The sequence below is a fragment of the Bradyrhizobium sp. HKCCYLRH1030 genome (assembly GCF_051168395.1).
In the GTDB taxonomy this organism is placed as follows: Bacteria; Pseudomonadota; Alphaproteobacteria; order Rhizobiales; family Xanthobacteraceae; genus Bradyrhizobium.
The window spans coordinates 103,774-125,648 of sequence record NZ_JBNPUY010000010.1; the positions used below are offsets into that span (position 1 = coordinate 103,774).

Annotated in this window: 9 protein-coding genes; 5 read left to right on the top strand and 4 right to left on the bottom strand. The window is 66.7% G+C overall.

Annotation, left to right across the window (positions count from 1 at the left end):
• Positions 1 to 4 precede the first annotated feature (4 nt).
• On the bottom strand, positions 5 to 5,323 hold the full coding sequence (locus ACQR1E_RS26450; protein WP_434897768.1) for an AAA family ATPase: 5,319 nt from the start codon (positions 5,321 to 5,323) through the stop codon (positions 5 to 7).
• A 722-nt stretch (positions 5,324 to 6,045) separates the two neighbouring features.
• Here ACQR1E_RS26450 and ACQR1E_RS26455 point away from each other — a divergent pair.
• The 3 genes from ACQR1E_RS26455 (at position 6,046) to ACQR1E_RS26465 (ending at position 13,071) form a co-directional block, all read left to right on the top strand.
• Positions 6,046 to 7,053 (top strand): efflux RND transporter periplasmic adaptor subunit, encoded by a 1,008-nt coding sequence (locus tag ACQR1E_RS26455; protein WP_434897769.1) that lies wholly within the window; start codon positions 6,046 to 6,048, stop codon positions 7,051 to 7,053.
• Positions 7,046 to 10,198: an efflux RND transporter permease subunit gene (locus ACQR1E_RS26460; protein WP_434897770.1), complete on the top strand. Its 3,153-nt coding sequence runs from the start codon at positions 7,046 to 7,048 to the stop codon at positions 10,196 to 10,198. The genes ACQR1E_RS26455 and ACQR1E_RS26460 overlap by 8 nt, the downstream gene beginning before the upstream one ends.
• A gap of 296 nt (positions 10,199 to 10,494) precedes the next feature.
• Positions 10,495 to 13,071, top strand: a complete 2,577-nt coding sequence (locus tag ACQR1E_RS26465; RefSeq protein WP_434843626.1) for a hypothetical protein — start codon at positions 10,495 to 10,497, stop codon at positions 13,069 to 13,071.
• A 957-nt stretch (positions 13,072 to 14,028) separates the two neighbouring features.
• On the opposite strand, the gene ACQR1E_RS26470 is transcribed toward ACQR1E_RS26465, so the two are convergent.
• The 3 genes from ACQR1E_RS26470 to ACQR1E_RS26480 form a co-directional block, all read right to left on the bottom strand.
• Positions 14,029 to 15,276, bottom strand: coding sequence for an amidohydrolase family protein (locus tag ACQR1E_RS26470; protein ID WP_434897771.1), 1,248 nt, complete (start codon positions 15,274 to 15,276; stop codon positions 14,029 to 14,031).
• A 119-nt stretch (positions 15,277 to 15,395) separates the two neighbouring features.
• The gene (gene putA, locus ACQR1E_RS26475) at positions 15,396 to 19,049 is read right to left on the bottom strand and encodes a trifunctional transcriptional regulator/proline dehydrogenase/L-glutamate gamma-semialdehyde dehydrogenase (RefSeq protein WP_434897772.1); all 3,654 of its coding nucleotides are present in this window, start codon (positions 19,047 to 19,049) and stop codon (positions 15,396 to 15,398) included.
• An 81-nt stretch (positions 19,050 to 19,130) separates the two neighbouring features.
• The gene (locus tag ACQR1E_RS26480) at positions 19,131 to 19,937 is read right to left on the bottom strand and encodes a lytic murein transglycosylase (RefSeq protein WP_315754577.1); all 807 of its coding nucleotides are present in this window, start codon (positions 19,935 to 19,937) and stop codon (positions 19,131 to 19,133) included.
• Positions 19,938 to 20,209: 272 nt separating this feature from the next.
• Between ACQR1E_RS26480 and ACQR1E_RS26485 the strand changes: the two genes are divergently transcribed.
• Complete coding sequence (locus tag ACQR1E_RS26485; RefSeq protein ID WP_434872242.1) at positions 20,210 to 21,154, top strand: OmpA family protein; 945 nt, start codon at positions 20,210 to 20,212, stop codon at positions 21,152 to 21,154.
• A gap of 86 nt (positions 21,155 to 21,240) precedes the next feature.
• Positions 21,241 to 21,753, top strand: coding sequence for a hypothetical protein (locus tag ACQR1E_RS26490; RefSeq protein ID WP_315716476.1), 513 nt, complete (start codon positions 21,241 to 21,243; stop codon positions 21,751 to 21,753).
• Positions 21,754 to 21,875 lie beyond the last annotated feature (122 nt).

Sequence of the window (21,875 nt, forward strand, 5' to 3'; positions counted from 1 at the left end):
CCCGTCACTGACCCCAGCTGGCGAACACGTCCTTGAACACGCGGTCGCCGTCGGGTCCCTTCTCGATCGACAGCAGCGCCCGGTTGCCGCCCTCGTAGACGATCGGAATGTCGAACCACTGCTTGCCCTTGAGGAGCATCAGGTTGCGCTTGGTATCGACCTCGTTGGCCGACAGCGCGACCATGAAGTATTTCGGTGTCACCCGGGCGGTCTGGGTCACCAGCGCCGTCCCGCGCTCGGCCTCCTCGCCCTTCAGGCCGATGCCCCTCAGGCTGGTCAGGCCGCTGACCGACTGATCCGGCCAGTCGAACTTGAGCTCCATGATGTGACTCGCCGGCATCTCCATGTCGGCGTTCCGCCGCAGCGAGATCGTGGCCTTGGTGCCGTTCTCGATCTCGATCTCACCCTTGATCGCCGGCGCCGTATCGAGTCGCGGCCCCTTGGTCTGCTCGATCGACCAGGTGACCTTGCCAGGATAACGCTTGCCCTTCGGATCCTGCGGATCCTCATGATAGAGGAACGCCTGCGCCGGCGTGCTGACCGGCACGCTCATGCCGACCGTGGCATGCTCCTCGGCCGCGGCGACAACCACCGGCTTGGCCTCAACCACCGGCTTGGCCTCGGGCGTGATCCGCTCTGCACTGACCTTATGGGCGCCCGGTTCGCTCGGCAGAGCCGACGCTGCCGTCGCACCGCTCAGGGACAGCTGGATCCATTCCGACGCGCGCTCCCAGGACACCGCCGCACCGACGACTGCCAGCAATCCGGCCGCGGCAAACGCCATCACCCGCCGGCTCGGCCGACGGCGGTGTGGTGCCGCGGCGTTCTCCGTCGCCTTGAACGCCATCGCGACGAGGGAGGGATGAATCTTGATCTCGGTCGCCGGCGCTGCAGAAGTCGCAGCAGAGGCTGTAGCCGCAGCAGCGGCAGCGGGCTCAGTGGTGGCAGAAGCCGCTGCCGCAGCGGGTGTCGCAACGACGGCAGGCTTCACGGGCTCTGCCGGCGCGGCGCCCGTGGACTCCGCCTCGATCTCCGCCGTAACCACCTTTTTTTCGGCAGGGCGCTGCGGCACCGCAGCCCGATCGGCGACGATGACCGGCGCTTCAGCGACGGCGGCCGCGCTCGGCTGGGTCGGCTCGACCGTGGCTGGCTGCGCGACGGTCGGCAGCGCAGGCGGAGCCGGAGTCACAACCGGCGTCACGATGTCCGCGGCCGGATCGCGCGGCGGACGCCGGCGCAGCACGCGAATCTCCGGCGAGGGCTTGGGCGCAGCCGCGCGGCTCTCGGCACGCTGCGCTATAGCGGGCGCGCCCGGCTTGCCGGCGGCAGCCGTGACGATGTCCGTCCCCGAGCGGCGAGCCATCGAGAGATATTTCGCGACGGTGGCGATCTCCTCTTCGAGCGAGTGCGTCGTGAAGACCTGCCGTGGCTGCGGCCGCTGCTTCGGCGCGGGCGCTGCCGCGCGGGCCGGCCGCGGCAGCTCGGCGGCTGGTGCATCGGCCGGTCTGGACGTATCGGCGGGCAGCAGCGCAGCTGTGACCGAGGCTGCCTCGACGCCGGCAGGGCGCGCGCGCAGCTCGATCATGCGATCGGGAAACAGGATCGCGGCGAGATCGCGCAGCGAGGCACCCGGCATCAGCAGCCGCCGCAGCGCTGGTGGAACGCGGCGCAGCGTGTTCGTCTCGGTGCGTTTGACAACAGGATCGTTGCGGCCGGCTTCGACCAAGGCTCCGTCGTCGTGACGCTCGTCGCTGATCAGAACCTTGCGGGCCCGCAGCATCGCCGTCAGTTCGCGCAGATCGGAGCGCGAGGCGTGGTCGACGACCAGAAGATCGAAGGTGCCGATCCGGGCCGGCAGCAACTCGGCGACACGCCAGGCCGGCATCACGTGACAGGGAATCTCCTCGAGCCAGCCGTCGAGAGACCTGCGCGCAGCAAGCCGAAGTCGGCGTGCGGTCGGACCGGAGCAGGCCGACGCCATCTTCTGCATCGAGTCCCTGAACCGCTTCACCGCTTGCCTGACGGCGACGCCCGCATTCTGCGCGATGCCCAGCGACATGCGGGCGCCGATCACCGCTTCGAACAAGGCCAGCGACCGCGTCTCCAGCCGCGCGCGCTGAGCCGCGAGGTCATGCAGCAGCTGCCGCTCCTCCGGACTTTCGATCCGCATCAGCACGGCCCAATTCCAGGCCGCCACCCATTCCGCGAGCGTCGCCGCATCCTTCGCCTCGCCCGCGCCCGGCGCGGACCGCAGCCGCTGCGCCAGACTCGGCGCGCCCGCTGCAGTCACCATCCGGCAGGCGGTCCTGACGAGTTCGTAGTCCGGGCTGGCCTCGCGGATCTTCTCCATGGTCGCGAGAATGCCTGTCCACCGCGTTTCGAGCTCCTGCGGCTCCGTCTCGGCGTCACCGACCCGCGACAGCACGTTCTCCTGAACGGAGACGGCGAGTTCTCCCGCCCGGGCGAACAATTCGCCGAGGCGAGCGAGTTCGATCAGCGGTCCCGATACGCGCGTCATGACGGTCCGAATCGCCGCGCCGAACGCGGCCAGCCGCTGTGCATCGGCCAGCATCGCCCTGACGTCGCCGTCCGGCACCGACAGCTTGGAGCAGGCATCGGCCACGCTGCGGACGGCGAGCGCGGCCGTCACGATGGCGGCCTCGACGCTCTTGACGATGTGCTCGAGGTCATCGAACGCCCGCGCCGATTCCAATTGAAGCGCGGGTGCACCGATCTGCGTTGCGATCGACGTCCAGCGCGCGCGCAACGCATGCAGGTCGTGGCGCCACAGCAGGAAGCGCCCGACATATTGCCAGTCCGCCGGCTTCGACGGCGAGGCACCGTCCACCGTGATCGCTTCGACGGCGGCCTTCAGCGCGCGGCGCGAGGGCGAGAACCGCGCGAACGGCTTCTCGCCGGCCGCAAGCCGCTCGACCACGCGGATCGCGTCCTTCCTGGTGAACGCCTCGACCGGCGCCTGCACCTGGCGCCTCGCGAATTCGGCACTCCGCGACAGCTGGAACGACGCATCACGCGCCCACCCCACGACCTTGTCGAGACCCGCGGGAGCGTCGGCCTTGGCGGCGCCGAGCGGCGACAGCCGCGCGAGCCAGGTCTCCTCGGCGATGGCGCGATGGCCGGCTACCAGCGCATCGAGATCGGCCGCCAGGCGGTTGGTTGCGTCGAGCCCGAAGGTCGCGATGGCGTCGAGCGCGAGATCCTCGTCGCGGCCAGCGTCCGACGTCAGCCCTGCCTGGTGCTGCAGCTCCGCGTGCAGACGCAGGATAGCGGCGGTGTCGGGAAGCGCCGCGAGCTCCGGCAACTCGACATCGATGTGCTTGAGATCAGCGGCAAGCCGCAGCCGCGCCTCGCGTGCATTGTCGACCGCCGTCACGAGCGGGTCGGTGGCCGCGAGCAGGTGCTTCGGCCGGTCGGTGAACCAGGCATGCGCGTCCTGCTCGCCGACCAGCGCCTTGAACAAATCGAACGGCAGCTCCGGCAAGCCGCCGGCGAGCCGCAGATTGCGCCGGACGATCTCGGCGATCTCGTCGTCGAGCGATGCGATCTGCGTGCGCTTCGAGATGATGTCGCGTTCGAGCCGGCCGATCTGCCCGACCTGATCGCGCAGATTTGGCGTATCCAGGATCGATTGCAGCCGGCCCGCCAGGGCTTCGGCCTTCCTGAGCACGTCCTTGTCGGAGCCGGTCGAGCTGACGGTCAGCTCGCGAATGGCCGGCGGCAGCTTCTGATGCAGCAGCGAAAGTGCAGCCTCGTCCCTGGACACGACGAGGACGCGCGAGCCGAGCGCGAGGTGATGGCAGACGACGTTGACGAGCGCCGTGATCCGATCGTCGCGTTCGACAGACTGGACCATCAGGCCATCCGACCGCGACAGTTCGCGTACGACCTCGACATCCTCCGCGACAGCCGGCAGCGGGAAGAACAGATCGCCCTGCTCGACCGCAGCAGGCTTGGGCGCAGGCGCAAGGTCGATCGGGCCGCCGACGATGCCGGACAGGTGCCGGCGCGCATTGGCGTGGCCGCGTCCATCCGGCTGCGAGAGCAGCGCGCTCACGGCTCCCGACAGGCAGCACTCACTCTGCGGCGCATGCTCGATCGCGTTCTTGAGACGGTCGATGTCGCGCATGGCGAGGCTCTCCGGCCGCCGCCGCGCGGATATGACCCAGCGTCCCGACGTGCGCGCGGCCTCCGAGGCCTCCATGGCCGGCGCATCGTCCGAAGACGCGAGACTGCGCGACGTCTTGTAACCGGATTGCGCGCCTGCGGCGCTCAGGATCTGATCGATGCCGATCGGCGTGAACGGCGACAGCTCTGCGCGCTGCTCGAGCGCCTCGACCAGGCGATCCGGCTTGTCGCGCACGGCAAGCGCCACGTCCGGCGCCACGGCATCGAGCGCCCTCAAATTGACGGTTGCGCCGACGAAGCGCGGCCGGACCCTGACCTCGGCATCCGGACGCGCAATGATCTCGATCTCGACCGCGCGCTCGAACAGCGGCAACTCGAATTCGCGCCCGCCCTGCCGCCAAGATGACAGCGCGATGCCCCACATGACCTCGATCGCCTGATCGTCGCCGGCCGTGGCCGCCATGTCGCGCAGCCGCTGATGGATCGCCATGGTCCGGCGGCGCATGCGCTCGGTGTCGGCCCAGGCGGTCCATGGCCCGCTGATATAGCGCTCGATCCGCTGCACGAGGTCAGGACGCTGCTCCAGACGCAGCCGTCCGGTCCAGGCGCCCAGCGCCGGGGCGGGCGAAAAATCCTCGGGCCGTGCGTGGCGGGCGAAGGTGAGGCGGTTCTTCTCCATCTCATCGACCGTGACCACGATGCTCTCGTGCGGCGATGGACGACGGTCGGGCTCGGACGACGGCTCGACCCAGATCTTGAGATCGTAGTCGATGGCGGGGGGCTGTGTCGCAGCAAGCGCCTCGACGGCGAGCCACACCGGACCGTCAACATCGAAGGTATTGAGCACCACGCCCGGCAGACCCGCCAGCTCCTCCTGGTCGAGCGCGAAGCCATGATCGTCGGCGAATGGATGATCCGGCTGCCGCTCCGCCGGGGAGCCCTCGGCCCGAATGATCTCGGTCAGACTGCCGAGCACGTCCTGCAACGGCTCGACCACCGATCCCGTGCCGAGCGCTTCGCTCGTCGAGAACGCCCAGGCGTCGGTCGGCGACTGCGGCTCCAGGGCCGCCGCGCCGATAGCACCAAGCAGCCGCATGCCGTGATCGGCTGCACTGCTCTGCGCCTTGCGATCGCCCGCGCCGGCCTCGTTGGGCCGCACATTCACCAGCTGGCTCATCGCACAGATCCTTCTCTGAAGTCGGCCGCGACGTCGGCGGGAGCTCGGCGAGAGGCTGACCGACAAGGATGGCCCTGCGCGTGATCGCGGTGCGCCGGGCGATCGAAGGGTGGGTTCAGAGTGGACAAGCTTGCCTCGCTGCAACGTCGACGGAACTCCCGACTCGTTGCGGAGGGGTATGGCGAAGTGAGGTCACATCAATGACCCGACAGGTAGATGAATGTGACGATTCTCGCCCCTGTCGGGGAATCGGGAAAAAATCCCGGGTCATTCGATGAGGAAAATCGTGCCTAACAAGTTTGTTAGTCTGGGCTTTTTGTGTAGCGCGGCACGCGTGGCCGGCAACAAGCTTGGGTTGCGGACGAATACGCTGGAATGTGTCTAAGAATACTTCTAACACTCAAGAAGAAATATCCCGACGCATGCCGAACGCCCGATCTCCACGCCGCAGCGCGGCTGCGGTCCATGTTCGGCCACGAACCCGCCGCGGATGCGGCTCGCTTGCAAGGCAGGCGCCACAAGCATTGGCGCCTGCGTGCATCGCGCTACGCGCTCCCCTCCGCAAGTACCGTGATCGCATCCGACGGAAGCCGCGTGGGCAGGACGTCCGCGATGGCCCCGCAGCCGGTGCTGCTTGAAACACCCTCGAAGCTGAAGTAGCTGTTGTTGCAGCGACATCAACGTCATCCAGACGTTTCCCCGATCGATGGGGCCGGGACTGCATGGTGAGGCAACGGACGAGAGCTGCGGCCGCATGCGGTGCCGTGCTGTTCATGGTGGTTTCCCTGTCGTCGCGCGCGCAGGCGCAGTCTGACGGCGCGGCAGGCCGGGAGCCGGCGACGGTCAAGCTTTCCGCAACGCAACAGAAGCAGATCGGACTCCAGACCGCCGTCCTGGCGGCGGAATCCCATCCCGAACAGTTTCGCGCTTACGGCACGGTGCTGGACGTCGCCAGGCTGACCGACCTGACCAACAACTACGCCAATGCCCAGGCGCAGCTGCAGACGGCACAAGCGAAACTCGACGTCGCAAGACTCGCATTCGAGCGCGCCCGCGACCTCGTGCAGTCGGCGGCGATGCCGCGGAAGGATGCGGAGGCGGCGGAGGGCACGTTCCGGACCGATCAAGCCAGCCTGGCTGCCGCCGAATCGCAAGTGAAGACCCTGATGGCGACGGCGCGGCAGGAATGGGGCGCGGTCATCGGCAAGGGCATCATCGAGCGTTCGCCGCAGGTCGTGCAACTGATCGAACGCGAGCAGCTGCTGGTGCAGGTCACGCTGCCGCCCGGCGTGACTCTGGCCGGGCCGCCGCGCGGCGCGCTGGCGCAGGCGCCCACCCGCAGCGCCAACATCGATCTGCGCTATTTGTCGGCTGCGCCGCGAACCGATCCGCGCATCCAGGGCGTGAGCTATTACTTCGTCGCCGCCGGCGACAGCGGGCTGCTGCCAGGGATGAACACCACCGCCTACGTGCCCTCGGGCAAGTCGTTCGACGGCGTCTTCATCGAGGACACCGCGATCGTGCAATGGCAGGGCCGCTCGTGGGTCTATTTGCGCGCCGGTCCCGAGATCTTCAAGCGCCATCCGATCCGCACCGACCAACCGGTGTCCGACGACGACTATGTCGTGCAGGACATTCCGTCGGGCTCCGAGATCGTTCTGCGCGGCGCGCAGGTGCTGTTGTCGGAGGAGGCCAAGAGCGAGTTGCGCGGCGGCGGCGACGATGATTGACGGCGTTCGCGGCGCCGCGACCGGCCCCCAGGCGGCGCTGATCTCGTTTGCCATCCGCTTCCGCGGCATCGTGCTGGGGGTGGCCTGCACCATTCTCGGCTACGGCATCTTCTCGCTAGGCAGCGCCAATTACGCGGTGTTTCCCGAATTCGCGCCGCCGCAGGTCTCGATCCAGACCGAGGCCCCCGGGCTCAGTCCGGAACAGGTCGAGGTGCTGGTCACGCAGCCGATCGAAATCGCGATCAACGGTCTCGCCGGCGTCGAGAGCATGAGGTCGTCGTCGATCCAGGGCCTGTCCGTCATTTCGGTTATCTTCCAGCCCGGCACTGAGGTGTTCCGGGCGCGGCAATTGGTGACCGAGCGACTCGCGGTCGTCGCCGGCAGCCTGCCACAGGGCGTGCGGGCGCCATCGATGACGCCGCTGGTGCCGGCGGCCGGCACCGTGCTGGCGATCGGGCTGACCTCCGAGCAGCGCTCGCTGATGGATCTGCGCACGATCGCCGATTGGACCGTGAGCCGGCGGCTGCTGGCCGTCGCGGGCGTGGCGCAGGTCACGACCTATGGCCGGGACATCCGGTCGCTGCAGGTGCAGGTGCGATCCGACGACCTTGTCCGCTTCGGCGTCGGCATGAACGACGTCCTCGCCGCCGCGCGCAAGGCCACCGGCGTGCGCGGTGCCGGCTTCGTCGACACGGCCAATCAACGGGTCATCCTGCAGACGCAGGGCCAGTCGCTCACACCCGAGCAGCTGGCGCGCACGGTCCTGCTGCACCAGGGCGGCGCCAGCGTGGTGCTCGGCGACGTCGCGACGGTCGTGAACGCGCCGGAGCCGCCGATCGGGGGCGCGCTGATCAACGGCCGGCCCGGCATCATGATGATGATCAGCCAGCAATTCGGCGCCAACACGCGCAACGTCGCGGCGCGCGTCGAGGCCGCGCTGCGGGAGCTGCGGCCGGCGCTCGACAGCGAGAAGGTCAAGCTGCACGCCGATCTGTTTCGTCCGGCGACCTTCATCGATGCGGCGACGGAGAACGTGCTGTTCGCCCTGCTGATCGGCGGCGCCCTGGTCATCATCGTGCTGTTCCTGTTCCTCTATGACTGGCGCACTTCCGTCATCAGTTGCACCGCGATCCCGCTGTCGCTGTTATCGGCCGTGCTGGCCCTGCAATGGATGGGACAGAGCCTGGACACGATGACCCTTGGCGGTCTCGCCATCGCGATCGGCGAGGTCGTCGACGATGCCGTGATCGGCGTCGAGAACGTGGTGCGCCGGCTGCGTGAGAACCGAGGCCTGCCGTCGCCGCGCAGCGAAGCGCGCGTGGTCTACGATGCCATGCTCGAGGTGCGCAGCGCGGTCGCCTATGCGACTTTCGCCGTGCTCCTGGTGTTCGTGCCGATACTTGCGCTGCCGGGCCTCGCCGGCCGGCTGTTCGGACCGCTCGGCATCGCCTACATCCTCGCCGTGGTGGCCTCGCTGATCGTCGCGCTGACGGTCACGCCGGCGCTGTCGATGCTGCTGCTGGCCGGCCGGAAGCCGCGCGAGGAACGCGAGCCGCCGCTGGTGCGCTGGTCGCGCGGCGCCTACGAGACGCTGTTGCGGCGGCTCGGCCGCTTTCCCAAGTCGGTCATGCTGACGGCCGTGCTGGTGACCGCCGGCGGCGCAAGCCTGGTGCCGTTCTTCGGCGGCACCTTCCTGCCCGACCTGAAGGAAGGCCACCTGATCCTCCATGTCTCGACGCTGCCGGGCACCTCGCTCGACGAATCGCTGCGGCTGGGCACGCTGATCGCCGAGGCCCTGCAGGGCGTGCCGGAGGTCCGCAGCGTGGCGCAGCATGCCGGCCGCGCCGAAGCCGGCGTCGATACCGCGGGCACGCACTCGAGCGAGATCGAGGTCGACCTGAAGCCGGGGCTATCCGGCGAACAGCAGGAGCTGGCGCAGCAGCGCATCCGCGCCGCGCTCGCCAACTTCGCCGGCATCAACCTGTCGATCAAGACCTACCTGACCGAGCGCATCGAGGAGACGCTGTCCGGCTTCAACGCCGCCGTGGTCATCAACGTGTTCGGCCCCGATCTCGACGATCTCGAGCGTGCGGCGCGCGACATCGCGCGCGAGCTCGGCGAGGTCTGGGGCGCGATCGACATCCAGCAGCAGTCGCCGCCGGGCATGCCGCAGGTCAACGTGACCCTGCGCCCGACCGATCTGCAATCCTGGGGCCTGGACGCGGTCGAGGTGCTGGAATTGATCCGCACCGCCTATCAGGGCGACGTGGTCGGCCAGGCCTATGAAGGCAACGTGGTCTTCAACGTCATCGTCAAGCTCGATCCCGATGCGACGGCACGCCCGACCGAGATCGGCAACATGCCGATCCGGACGCCGGGCGGCGCCTACATCCTCCTGAAGCAGGTCGCGGATGTCTACGGCACCGCAGGACGCTACGTCGTGCTTCATCGCAATGGGCAGCGCGTGCAGACCGTGACCGCCAACGTGACCGAGCGCGATCTCGAATCCTTCGTCGCCGCGGCCAAGCGGAAGATCGCCAAGGAGGTCAAGCTGCCGCCGGGCGCCCATGTCGAGTTCACCGGCGCGGCCGAGGCGCAGGCCAAGTCGCGCCGCGACCTGCTGGTGAACTCGCTGCTGGCGACGATCGGAATCGTGCTGCTGCTGTCCTTCGTCACCGGGCACTGGCGCAACCTGGTGCTGGTGCTGATCAACCTGCCGTTCGCCTTCGTCGGCGGCGTCATCGCGGTCGCCTTGACCGGCGGCGTGCTGTCGCTGGGCTCGATGGTGGGCTTCGTGACGCTGTTCGGGATCGCGCTGCGCAACTCGATCCTGATGATCTCGCATTACGAGCATCTGGTCGTCGTCGAAGGCCGCGCCTGGACCCTGGAGACCGCGATCGCCGGCGCCGCCGACCGCCTGGTGCCGATCCTGATGACCTCGCTGGTGACCGGCCTCGGCCTGCTGCCGCTCGCGCTCGGCGCCGGCGAGCCGGGCCGCGAGATCGAGGGACCAATGGCCGTGGTTATCCTGGGCGGACTCCTGACCTCGATGGCCCTCAACCTGCTGGTGCTGCCGACGCTGGCGCTGCGCTTCGGCCGGTTCGCGCGCGGCGTGCAGGCCCGCGCAGATGTCGCGGCGAGCTGATCGCGGGCGTTAGCCGTCCGCGACGTTCGCCGCACGTGGCTGCTCGACGCTTCACCGTGCGGGCCGAATGAAGGAGATTAAATTCCGACCCGTGTTGACGAGCTTATCCACTGGTCAACTGCAGACCTTCGCGACCGAATGACCGGCGTCCGCGTTCAGCCCTGAACGGACGTGTGCTCCGCAAGTCGCAGTTCGCCCTGTTTAAGTCGGTACTTTGGTCGACGGCCAAGCGAGAGGGCGTATGGTGTAACCTTCTAATGGCCGGGCCAAAAGATTTATTGTAGGCTTAAGAAACCATGTGGGAGAAGCCGAATCCACTGTTCATTGTGGGCAGCCCGCGACCATTGCGGGTCGCGTACCTGATTGATGTCGCTAACTGCTCAGACATCTTGCTTGATTGCATCTTCGCAGAGGCCTATGGCCGTTGGGGAGGCCGCCGTACATTAATCGTTCCAACTAAGCCCGACGCCATCGACCCTCGCTATACTAAGTGGCTTGATTACCACGACCCTGACATAATCTGCAGTTTCGTTCTGCTTCAAGAGTCCTTGGTTGCCCATATCCACGAAAGATACTGTCCCACTCACCTTATTTATCACGATCCGGCCGGACTTACTGGAGGTGATGGCCTTCACTCTCGGCTAGAACTGCCCATTCAGGGCCTCCGCAGTCTCTCGATCGTGCCCGTGCTACTTACACGGAGCGTTGGTTTCGGTGGCCGGATTTCGAATCTCCGGATCATTGACAAGTTTTATGATGGAAGCGAGAGCCCGTTTATTCAGGAGAATTTCGGGTTTCTGAGCAAATCCTATCAGCCGATCGTGCCGCGATTTCATACGGATTTGTTTGGTACGCTTACGCTCATTTCCAAAGATGCGCTCGAAAACACTTTTCTGGGCAAGACGCCACGTAGCGATTACCTGACCGATGAGCGATGTATCCTAGAAGAACTCGGCAAGCCGAGCGAAATCCTTCCTCTTTCAATCGCCTCGGATCTTTTTGCCCCCTATCTCGCGACGGATTACAGTGAATGGTCGGAGGGATTCAACCTCTTCGTTGGCGATAGCCTCGATGACCGGCTCCTCTTCTGGAATCAGCATCATCGGCAGGAAGAACAGTGGATTGGTGCCATCTCGGCTCTTCGTATTCCGACGTCTCAGTTCACGGACCCAGAATTTATCGGTCTAATCAAGACCATCATCCGTCAACGCGGAAAACGGACCTCGCGAGGCGCGCCGGACGTTACGATACGATCTTGTTCGCTGTCGCAGGCGGACCTCGACCGCGTCGCGCAGTCAATGCGCTCATCGGATTTTCCGTCTGCCATATCTTGCGTGCACCACGACGATCACGCGGCTTGCATCCCGCCGTTTAATTACGAGCCTCAGTACCGGTATAGGTTATCTCATACGGAAGTACGCAGCCACGAGGTTCTTGAGTTCAGGGAAAATAATGCGTACGTGCCGCCGACTCTGCCCTGGCATATGCGGGAAGCGCCCCCTCCCGAAGGGCTACGTGCAGGGAGCTGGATGGTCAATCTAAGGATCGATCGCCTGCATGATCACTGCCGGTTCTCGAACGTCCGCCATGACTGGGACTTGCCTCGTCGTCTTCGACTGGAAACGGCGTTCAAAGTTAATTGGCAAGACGGTGGACCTGAACGTTACGAACAGCAGGTGACCCGGGTCATTCGCTCGGGACAATTGTCGCTACCTCGATCCCAGGACCAACGTTCTGTCTCGATCACAATTCCGGAAGACATCGAAGCTTTTCTGACTGCCCTTTGTGTAAGGAAGGAGTGGCTTCCCTTCCATCGGAATAGGCCGGATCAGCCGACGAAGCGAGAGCGCTATGCCTATGCGGAGCTGTCTGACAAAGGGCGTTACCTTGTCGCGATCCTCGAGCATTTTGATCAGATACCAGAGGCTTTTGATGCATTCATGAATGGGTTCTGGCGAGACATCCTGATTGGACTTGGAGCGGTGCCTGTTGAGAAGAACCCGGAGCTTCGCACCGAGTTTTTGACGACTCTGCGCAAGCGGCTAAGCCGTCGCCAGGGAGCTTTGGAATTTCGCACCGATGACGAGTTTGACCGGCTCGCTCGCGAAGCGATCCGCTTTGGGCGCAAAGTCGGGAAGATGGACCGACTTGTTGACTATACGACATTGTACGGTGATTGGGTCAAACTGGTCGAAAAGGAGCTTCAAGAGAACGGTCCTGTCTCCGAGGAAGACAAGGCGCATTATCTCGATCCGAAGCGCCTCGATCGGTCGATCCAACACCTCTGTCGGCAGAAGGTGCTTTTTCAGGGTCGCGAGTGGCAGTGCCGACAGTGCTACAACCGCAACTGGGTCGCCATTGATGGCATGCAAGGCGTCTTGGAATGCCAAGTCTGCAAACAGAAACAATCTGCGCCCGTATCAGGTGATTGGCAGTTTCGTCCCAACGGCTTCATCTTGGAGGCCTACCGCGAGCACGGGATCGAGGCGGCCATATGGACGCTATGGCAGCTCTCCGAACGTGCGCGAAGCTCGTTCTACTTTGCTCCATCCATCAAGCTTTGGGAATCGTATCCTGAGGACCAGGACGGTCCGACGGTCGAAGTCGACGCCTTGGCGGTCGTCGACGGGGACGTTTACCTCTGCGAAGCGAAGAGTTCCCCCGGCCTCGATAAATTTCAAAGAGAACAACTTGTTGCTGCCGCTCGGCGTATTCGTCCGGACGTTCTCTTGATCGCTTGCATGGAGCCATCTAGTTCGAATTTGAATGGTGTGGTTGCCGACCTACAAAGCCAGCTTGGTCCGGACATTTCTGTCGAATTGATCGAGTTTAAGCGTGGCGCCTTGGGTGATGCCACCATGCTGCCAGCGTAGGTGGAGGTCCTTGTAACGCGTTGAAAACGGGATGGGCGGGGGAAAGACCGCAATGACGGCAAAGGGGTGATTGCGTGGATCAGGCCCCATTGTTGCCTGGTCCCCATCACTTCGCGCGTGCTGTTAGCCGCCGCGACTTTAGCATGTTTTGATGTCCGTTGTTCGCCCTTCTCGGACCTTCCGGCCGCCGCCAGAGACGTCGGGCTGCTGGGCTTGAGCGGAAATGCTTCTCGAGACTCGCGCGGGCCCGGAGCCAGGCGCGCACGACCGACAAGTCAACCTCTGATGCGATGCGCCCAAAATCTGATTTGACTCACCGCCTCAAGCACATCACCCTTGTCCAGTCCTCCCACGGAAAATATTCTACTTTCGTTTTTCAGAAAGACATGATTGACTGTGCGCATCCCGTCCCGCAATGAGGGGCGCTTCGCGATCGTCACGAGACGTGGGTGCGGGATGCGGTGGGTGCATTGGATCGCAGCGCGAGCAATCGTGCGGACGAACGAGCCCGATGCGCCGGCGAAATCGTAGGGTCCTGGCCTCCCGGTGCTGAGGCCAAGCGGACGGTGACGATGATCCGTCCGTGACGGGGGCAAGACAGCCGGTCCCCGGGGAGAGGACGTATAAGCCGCCCAACCATCGCGCGGGGAATGCCGGGATGTCTCGGCTGAACCTGTGGTACCTGCCGCCTGCATTTTTTTCGCAGGCGGGCCATGGGGGCGGCCAGCTCCCGGCATTCCCTGCGCCCTCTTCGTCGATGAGGGCGAAACGACCCGCACAACTCGGACGCACGGAGCGCCGCGAGGCCGAATGACTGCGTTCCAAGAAGCACTCATCGCAGATGTCGGCGCCCGCAGCGTCGAGGCGGCGGAGAGACGATGGACGTCCCGCATGACAGCGCGCACAAACGCTGGGACTGTCGACCATTGGCCCGGTGGATTTCGGCGCCGAGTTGCCTCAGGCGTTCAGCCGGTCGATGTGGACCTTGCCGGCCTTCATCACCAGCGGAATGTGATCGCCCTGGCCGAGCAGGCACGAGACGTCGCGCAGCGGATTGCCCTCGACCACGAGCAGGTCGGCGAAGGCGCCGGGCACGATGCGGCCGAGCTTGCCCTCCATGCCCAGCACCTCGGCGCCGATCACGGTCGCGCTGGCGATGACCTCGCGGGCGCCGAGGATCTCGGCGCGGATCCGGAATTCATCGCTCTGCAGGCGCTGGGACGGCCCCAGGAGATCGCTGCCGAAGCCCATCTTGACGCCGGCGTCGCGGTAGATGCCGAGCGAGCGCAGGCCGGCATCGCGCACATCGGCGATCTTGGCGACGCTCTCCGGCGGCAGGCCATACTGCGCGCCTTCATTGGCGAGCGCCTCATAGGTGACGAGCGTCGGGATGACATAGACGCCCTTCTCGGCCATCAGGCGCGCGGTCGGAAGGTCGACCAGATTGCCGTGCTCGATGGTGCGGACACCGCAATGGACGGCGCGGGCGATGGCTTCCGCCGTGTAGGCATGCGCCAGGACGTAGGTCTGCCGCGCGCGGGCCTCGGCGACGATGGCGCGGATCTCGTCCTCCGAGTAGCCGAACGCACCGACGGGATCGGTCGGCGAGGCCACGCCGCCGGACGCCATGATCTTGATCTGGTCGGCGCCCATCTGCAGCTCCTCGCGCACCGCCTTGCGCACCGCATCGACGCCGTCCGCCACCCGGGCCAGCGCGCCGACGCGCACGCAGCACGGACAAGGGGCGTTGTCGGAGAGGAAATCCGTCCGCGCCCGCATGTCGCCATGACCGCCGGTCTGGCTGAGCGCCCGGCCGGAGACGAACAGCCGCGGGCCCTCGGTAAGGCCGGTATCGACGGCCTGCTTCAGCGGATAGCCGGCGCCGCCGGCGTCACGCACCGTCGTAAAGCCCCGCCGCAGCATGCCCTTGAGCAGCAGCGCCGAGCGCAGGGTCACCAGCACGTTCGGCATCTGCACCTGTTGCGCAAGATTGAGCTCGACCGCGATCGCATGCACGTGCAGGTCGATCAGGCCGGGCATCAGCGTCTTGCCCTTGAGATCGATGGTCTGATCGGCGCTCGCCCGCAGCGGCTGATCCGACACCTCCTTGATCAGATGGTCCTCGACCAGCACGTGCTGCCCCTCGAGCAGCTCCGGCTGCAGCGGGTCGAGCAGAGCGGCATTCTTGAACAGGATGGTCGACATCAGATGTCCTCGATCGGAGCGAAGCGTGCGTCAGCGGGCGGAGCGGGCCGACGATGACGGTGTTCTCCCCTATCCTGTCCTGCGGCCTCGAGCCAGCCCGGGACGGAATACCTGTCTTCTCAGCCGATCGACATCAGGCTGGCATTGCCGCCGGCGGCCGCGGTGTTGGTGGAGAGACTGACCTCGGTGACCAGCCGGTCGAGATCGTAGCAGCCGTCGCTGGCGCGCGGCGTGACGAGCGGGACGATCGGTCCGGGGCGCGTGGCGAGGTCGCGGCCGAGCGCGATCAATTCATCCGCCTCGCCGTCGGCAAGCACGGCCTGCAGATCGCCGAGAGCCCGCCAGCTGTCGACGATCCGCAGGCGGCCGCGCAGCCGGCTGGTGAGCGGTCCCAACACGGCACAAGCAGGGCTGGCGCGTTCGACGAACGCGTCGTTTCCGGTCATCAGAATGACGCCGATCTGGACCAGCAACGCCTGCTCGCTTCTCGCCAGTGCAGCGACGACGCCGCGCGCGGTGATGCGATAGATGTTCTGTTCACCGACGGGTCCTGGCAACTCGATCTCGAGCCCGGCCCGCACCTGGGGCCCATGCGCCTCGCACGCCAGCGCCGCCTCGGCGTGTCCGCTGGCGCGCAACCCGTCGAGATAAGAGCGCAAGACCGCGTCAGACTGCGACGCCATGAGCCGCTGGCGCGGCGGCATCGCGAACAGCCGGCGCAGATACAGCGGACCGCCGGCCTTCGGCCCGGTCCCCGACAGGCCGGAGCCGCCGAATGGCTGCACGCCGACGACCGCGCCGATCACGTTGCGGTTGACGTAGATGTTGCCGGCGGCGCTGCGGCCCGACGCCCGCGCAATTGTCTCCGTGATCCGCGAGTGGATGCCGAAGGTCAGGCCATAGCCGGTGAGGTTGATCGCGTCGATGAGGTCAGCGAGCTGCTCGCGACGGTAGCGCAGGACGTGGAGGACGGGGCCGAACACCTCGCGCTCGACATCGAAGATGCTGGCGATCTCGATGATGGTCGGCGCAACGAAAGTCCCGTGCGCCGCCTGCGGCGGCAGCGGCAGCTCGTCCACCGCATGACCGCGGGCGCGCATCGACGCGACATGAGCGGAGATGGTGTCGCGTGCCTCGTCGGAAATCACCGGCCCGACGTCGACGGACAGCAGGCTCGGATCGCCGAGCTCGAGCTCGGCCATCGCGCCGCGCAGCATCGACAGGATGCGATCGGCGACATCGTCCTGCAGGCAGAGGATGCGCAGCGCCGAGCAGCGCTGGCCGGCGGAGTCGAAGGCGGAGGTGATGACATCGGCGACGACCTGCTCGGCGAGCGCGGAGGAATCCACGACCAGCGCGTTCTGGCCGCCGGTCTCCGCGATCAGCGGCACGGGCTGTCCATGGACGGTGAGGCGCTCGGCAAGCTGTTTCTGGATCAGCCGCGCGACGTCGGTCGATCCCGTGAACATCACGGCCTGGACGCGGGCGTCAGCAACCAGCGCCGCGCCGACGCGGCCGTCGCCCGGCAGCAATTGCAGGACATCCGCTGGAACGCCGGCCTCATGGATGATGCGAACCGCTTGGGCGGCGATCAGCGGCGTCTCCTCGGCAGGTTTCGCCAGCACCGGATTGCCGGCCGCGAGCGCCGCCGCGACCTGGCCGGTGAAGATCGCGAGCGGAAAATTCCACGGGCTGATGCACACCACGGGGCCGAGCGGGTCGGGACTATCGCCCTCGGAGAGACGTTCGATCTCGCCCGCATAATAGCGCAGGAAATCGACGGCTTCGCGCACCTCGCCGACGGCGTTCGCAAAGGTCTTGCCGGCCTCGCGGACGATCAAGCCGATGAGGACGAGGCGACGCGCCTCCATCGTCTCGGCCGCGGCGCGCAGGCATGCGGCGCGCGCGCGGGGGCTGGTCGCGGCCCAGGCCGGCGCGGCGTTCGCCGCACGCGACAGGGCCGCCTCGATCTCGGCAGGCGCGGCATCCCTGACCGCGCCGACGACGTCACGGCGGTCGGCGGGATTGCGAATGCGGCGCGCGCCTTCGCTGGTGGTCGCTCCCGGCGCCGCAGCCGTCCAATCGAGGCTCGCGCTCGTGACCAGGCCTTCGCCGAGACGCGCCAGCGCGCGCTGATCGGAGAGATCGAAGCCGGCCGAGTTCGCGCGGTCCGGGCCGAACAGCTCGGGCGGGCGCCTGATCTTGTCGTGCGGCGCGCCCGGGCGTTCCGACGCGCGAACGATGGCGACGGGGTCCGCGATCAGATCGTCGACGGAGACGGCGGGATCGGCGATGCGATTGACGAAGGAGGTGTTGGCGCCGTTCTCCAGCAGCCGCCGCACCAGATAGGCCAGCAGCGTCTCGTGCGAGCCGACCGGCGCGTAGATGCGGCACGGCCGGCCGAGCCGTGCGGGTCCGACAACCTCCTCGTAGAGCGGCTCGCCCATGCCGTGCAGGCACTGGAATTCGTACTGGCCGCGCGCGTAGGTGGGGCCGGCCATCTCCACGATCGATGCCAGCGTCCGCGCATTATGCGTCGCGAACTGCGGGAACACGGCGTCGGGCGCGCCCAGGAGTTTGCGGGCGCAGGCGAGGTACGACACGTCGGTATGGTGCTTGCGCGTGAAGACCGGAAGGTCCTCCAGGCCATCGACCTGGGCGCGCTTGATCTCGCTGTCCCAATAGGCGCCCTTGACGAGGCGCACCATCAGCCGGCGCCGCGTGCGCCGCGCGAGGTCGATGAGCCAATCGACGACGAAGGCGCAGCGCTTCTGATAGGCCTGGATGACGAAGCCGATGCCGTTCCAGCCGGCGAGATCCGGATCGAGGCAGAGCGCCTCGAGCAGATCGAGGGACAGGTCGAGACGGTCGGCTTCCTCGGCGTCGATGTTGAGGCCGATGTCGTATCGCCGCGCGAGCAGCACCAGCCGCTTCAGCCGCGGCAGCAGCTCGTCCATGACGCGGTCGCGCTTGATGCTGACATAGCGCGGATGCAGCGCCGAGAGCTTGATCGAGATGCCCGGCCCTTCGTAGATGCCGGCACCGGCCGCGTGCCGCCCGATCGCATGGATCGCCGCCTCGTAGGCGGCGAAGTAGCGCGCGGCGTCTTCCGCCGTCGTCGCGGCCTCCCCGAGCATGTCATAGGAGTAGCGGAAGCCCTGCGCTTCCCATGGACGGCCGTTCGACAGCGCCGCGTCGATGGTCTGACCGGCCACGAACTGTTCGCCCATCAGGCGCATGGCGAGCGTGACGCCCTTGCGGATGATCGGCTCGCCGCCGCGGGCGATCAGCCGTGTCAGCGCCGACGCCAGGCTGTCCTCGCTGGCCGCGGCCGTCAGCGTGCCGGTGACGATGAGGCCCCAGGTCGCGGCGTTCACCAGCAGCGACGGGCTGTGCCCGATATGGGCGCGCCAATCGCCGGTTGCGATCTTGTCGCGGATCAGCGCATCCCGCGTCGCGGTGTCCGGAATCCGCAGCAGCGCCTCGGCCAGGCACATCAGGGCCACGCCCTCCTGGCTCGACAGCGAATATTCGTGGATCAGTCCCTCGACGCCGCCGGATTGCGCCTTGCCGCGCAGACGCAGGACCAGATCCCGCGCCAGACCGGCCGCTCGTGCCGACGATGCCTCCGGGAGCGCGGCGAGATCGAGCAGCGGCGCGATGCACTCCGGCTCGGCGCGGCGATAGGCCGAGGTGATCGCGGCGCGCAGCCCGCTCTGGCGCTGGACCTGGGTCGCGAACGCGGCGAACGGTCGTGGCGGCGACTGCGACATGACCCGTCTCCTCTGAAGCGATCCCCGTCACTCGCCGCGCATGCACGGGACCTGAGAGCAAGGGGCGAGCGACGGATAACGCTACCGCCCGATCAGCTGATCGGCGTAGTAGCCGATCGTCTTGCGGTAGATCACCGCCCTGTTCCACTCGCGCATCGCGTCGAAATTGGCCGAGCCCTCGTCGTAGGGCTGGCCCATCTTGAAGCCGTTGCTGTGCAGCAGGTTGGCGGTCGAGGCCAGCACGTCCGCGGTGGAGTGGCGCAGGTCGACGCGGCCGTCGCCGTCGAAATCGACGCCGTATTTGATGTAGGACGACGGCAGGAACTGGGTCTGGCCGATCTCGCCGGCGAAGGCGCCCACGAGGTCGCGCAGAGTGAGATCGCCGCGCTGCACGATCTTCAGCGCCGCCAGCAGCTCGCCCTGGAACAGCTCAGTGCGGCGGCAGTCATGCGCCAAGGTCGCAAGCGTGCGGATCACCGGCAGCTTGCCCATGTCGCCCTTGCCGAAATCGGTCTCGAGTCCCCAGATCGCGACCAGGATCTGGCGCGGCACGCCATATTGTTGCTCGATGCGCGACAGCAGCGCGGCGTGCCGCTGCAGCATGGCGCGGCCGCCATTGATGCGGCCCGCGCCGACGCGGGTCGAGACGTACTGCTCGAAGCTCTTGTTGAAGGTGTAGCGCTGGCGGCGGTCGAAGGCGAGCACGGCCGGATCGAGCGTCACGCCCGACAGCGCCTGGCTGATCGTGCCGCCCGAGACGCCGGCGCTCTGCGCCTCCGCCGAGACGCCCGCGATGAAGGTATTGAAGTCGCCGCCGCAGCGCGCGGCCAAAGCGGGAGAGGCAAAGGAGAGGATCGCGACGGCAACAAGGAAGCGGACAACGGACATGAGGAGAAAGGTCCCTGCATGAGAGCATGATGACGGCAGTCCGGCGGCGGACGCCGTCACAATGCCTGATTTGGCGGTACCAGGCCAGCCGGCGGGCGATAGCCACCGAACCGCACCCCATCGTCATCTTTTTTTGAACGGTCGGCGCGCTCGTCGCCACTCATGCAGGGCGTGCCTCGTCCGACGTCGCGCCGTTTTCGCGCGCCGATCCAAGCGCGCGTTCTGAAAACCACGAGCGTTGGCGCCACTTTTCGGGAGAGGTCCCCATGACGATGATGTTCCGGCTCGGCACACTGGCACAGCTCACCTTGGTCGCGGCCCTGATGTGTCACGGCCTGGCGCCCGCGGCCGCTCAGCCGGGCGATGTGGCGGGCGCAAAGGATTACCCCGGGATCGGCCGCTTCGCCGGCAGCGTGATCACCGGCTATGTCGCCAAGGATTTCGATGCGGTGCGGCTGCAGGCGGCGCCGTTCAAGGCGGACAAGGCGACCGACGAGCGACGCCTGGAGGGTCGCGTCGTCAGAATCGCCTATCGCACCGCGCCGGGTCCCTCGATCCTCGAAGTGTCGCGCAATTTCGAAAATCAGCTCGCCAAGGCCGGCTTCGAGAAGCTCCTCGCCTGCGACACCGACGCCTGCGGCGGCATTCCCTTCACCGAGGCGATCGACCTGCTGCCGGTTCCGCAGATGTGGGCCGATGGCTTCGACTACCGCTATTTTGCCGGCCGCAAGGAGGCCGGCGGCCGCGAGACCTTTGCCAGCGTGCTGGTCAGCCAGAACAACCAGCAGATCTACGCCCAGCTCACCGTTGCCGAGCTCGGCGCGATGGAGAACAAGATGGTGAGCGCAGCCGAGATGGCGAAGGGCCTCGGCGACAAGGGCCACATCGCGCTCTACGGCATCTATTTCGACACCGACAAGGCGACGATGAAGCCGGAGAGCCGGCCGACACTGGAGCAGATCGCGCAGTTGCTCGCCGGCCAGCCGCAGCTCAGCGTCTTCATCGTCGGCCATACCGACAACCAAGGCAGCTACGACTACAATCTCGATCTGTCACGGCGGCGCGCCGAGGCGGTCGCCGCCGAGCTTTCGCGCAGCTATCGCATCGCGCCAGCGCGGCTGCGCACCGCGGGCGTCGGCCTGCTCGCGCCGGTCGGCAGCAATGCCACCGATGCGGGCCGCGCGCTGAACCGCCGCGTCGAACTGGTGGCGCCCTGAGGCGCTGCGCCGGCGCGGCCGCTTGATCCTCGTCAACACCGTGCCATCATGACGCCCTAAGCTCCGCGGCCGAAATGGAGATCGCCATGATCGGGATTACGCTGTCGACCGACCAGATCCGCTCGGCGCCGCCGGAGGTGCGGCGTTGGATCGAGCATCAGGTGCTGTCGGGTCTCGGGCTCGGCCCGGAGGCGCCGCTGACGCCTACCCTCCCCGCCCAGAGCGCGCATCTCGTCGCCTGCAGCGTCGAGGATGCGGCCAAGGTCCTGGCGCAGATCCAGAGCGCGCTGCCCGCGGTGAACGTATTCTTCGAGTTCGGCCGGCCGGGCATCGCGATGGGCCAGCCGCCGATCATGATGTTCCGCCTGATCGACATCCTGCATCACACGCGGCTGCAGAACATCGGCCAAGTGATGGCCTCGCTGGAGATGATCAACAAGGCGCTGGTCGAGGTGAGGCACGATCCTTCGGTGCGCTTCTGCGGCTTCGACAATGAAGGCCACTGCCTGATCGCGCCGGAGACGCAACGCGCGATCGCCAGCGTCTGGCAGAGCGTGATCGCCAGGCAGCACGGGGTGGCCGAGGGCGAGGCGGCGTGAGGCCGCGGCTCCGGTTTCAATGAGGCGTCATCCGGAGCGCGCGGGGGCCCGGAATGACGGAGCGAGATGTGCCGCGGGCGCCTCGTGCGCGCGAGGTCCGCGGACAAGAGAGGGCCGCCGGG